Origin of the sequence: Mesorhizobium sp. M1365 (assembly GCF_040317865.1) — a bacterium.
GTDB lineage: Bacteria > Pseudomonadota > Alphaproteobacteria > Rhizobiales > Rhizobiaceae > Mesorhizobium.
On the sequence record NZ_JAMYLG010000080.1, the window covers coordinates 7,501 to 8,962 of the forward strand.

1 protein-coding gene and 1 pseudogene (1 of these 2 cut by a window edge) are annotated in these 1,462 nt (G+C 64.0%); one reads left to right on the forward strand and one right to left on the reverse strand.

Translation table 11 applies throughout. From position 1 onward, the window contains the following. Positions 1–1,031 carry the 3' portion of a M23 family metallopeptidase gene (locus NKH04_RS32450; RefSeq protein ID WP_352475052.1) on the forward strand. The gene continues 928 nt to the left of window position 1, outside the view, so 1,031 of the gene's 1,959 nt are visible here — the last part of the coding sequence; the start codon falls outside the window, past its left edge; the stop codon is at positions 1,029–1,031. Between the two features lie 17 nt (positions 1,032–1,048). On the opposite strand, the pseudogene NKH04_RS32455 reads toward NKH04_RS32450, so the two are convergent. Beyond that, positions 1,049–1,462 (reverse strand): annotated as a pseudogene (locus NKH04_RS32455) (MFS transporter); the annotation flags it as partial.

Consider the following 1,462-nt stretch of genomic DNA (forward strand, 5'->3'; position numbering starts at 1 on the left):
CCCTCAAGGCAGGAACCGTGCTGCGCGTTGGGCTTGAGGTCCATGGCGACGCCGCCAAGATCGTTCGCACCAGCGTGTACGACAGGACCCAGCACATCGTCACCATCGCACTCGACGACCACGACCAGTACGTGCCGGCGCAGGAGCCGGAGCCAAATCCCGAATTGCTGACGGCGTTCGACGATTCGCCTGCGCCCGTAGTGCGCGGCAATCTGCCGAACGTCTATGACGGCATCTACCGCACCGCCTATTCCTACGGCATGTCCAAGGCGATGACGCAACGACTGATCAAGTTGCTGGCATCCAGTGTCGACTTTCAGTCGCGCCTCAATCCCACGGACCGCATCGAGGTGCTGTTCTCGCAGCCCGATGGCGACGACCAGGCGTCTGACGAATCCGAGCTGCTTTACGTCTCCGCGACTTTCGGCGGCACGACGCGAAATTTCTACCGTTTCCAGATGCAGGACGGCAGCACCGACTACTTCGACGAAAATGGTAGCAGCGCCGAGCAGTTTCTGCTGCGCAATCCGTTGCCCAATGGCCGATTTACGTCAGGGTTCGGTGCCAGGCGCCACCCCATTTTGGGGTATGTGAAAATGCATACCGGCACCGACTGGGCAGCTCCCGTGGGATCGCCGATCATTGCCGCGGGCAATGGCGTCGTCGAAAAAGCCGGCTGGGCCGGTGGCTATGGCAAGCAGATCATCTTGCGTCACGCCAATGGCTACGAGACGTCCTACAATCACCAGAGCGCCTTTGCCAAAGGCATCGAGCCGGGTGTTCGCGTTCGCCAGGGTCAGGTTATCGGCTATCTCGGCTCAACCGGCCTCTCCACCGGTCCGCATCTTCATTACGAACTGATCGTCAACGGCACAAAGGTCGATTCGATGCGCGTCCGCCTACCGGTCGGCAAGACGCTGAAGGGCGACGACCTCGTCGCCTTCAAGCGCGAGCGCGAACGCATCGACGACCTGCTCAAGCAGGAAGACAGCAACCAGTTGAAGGTCGCGAGCGCCAAGATCGAAGGCTGAGCCGACGTTTTTCGTCGTCAGCCGTGCTGATTCGCCGTGTCGCGCGCCCATGGCAGCCGCTCGCCGGAAACCGTCGTCCACGCGGCGATTGCCGAAAGCAGGCAAAGCACCGCGGTCACCGCGGCAACGGCGGCGAATGCCGCGTCGCTGGCGGCAAGTCGTGCCGCATCGAGGCCGGGCGCCAGGCCGGCTGGCGGCGGTTCGCCGAAACCCGGAATGCCGGAGCCGGCAGCGGTGCCGAGCACGCCAGCATAGACCCAGGCCGCCAGCGATCCCATCGCCGCCACGGCAATCAGGCCGCCGATGCGCGAGACGGCGTTGTTGATGCCCGAGGCCGCACCCGTATCCTTGTCCTCGACCGCCGTCATGACCGCGGGCGCCACCGGGGCTACCACCAGCGCCCATCCGCGCCCCCACAATGCCCAAACCCG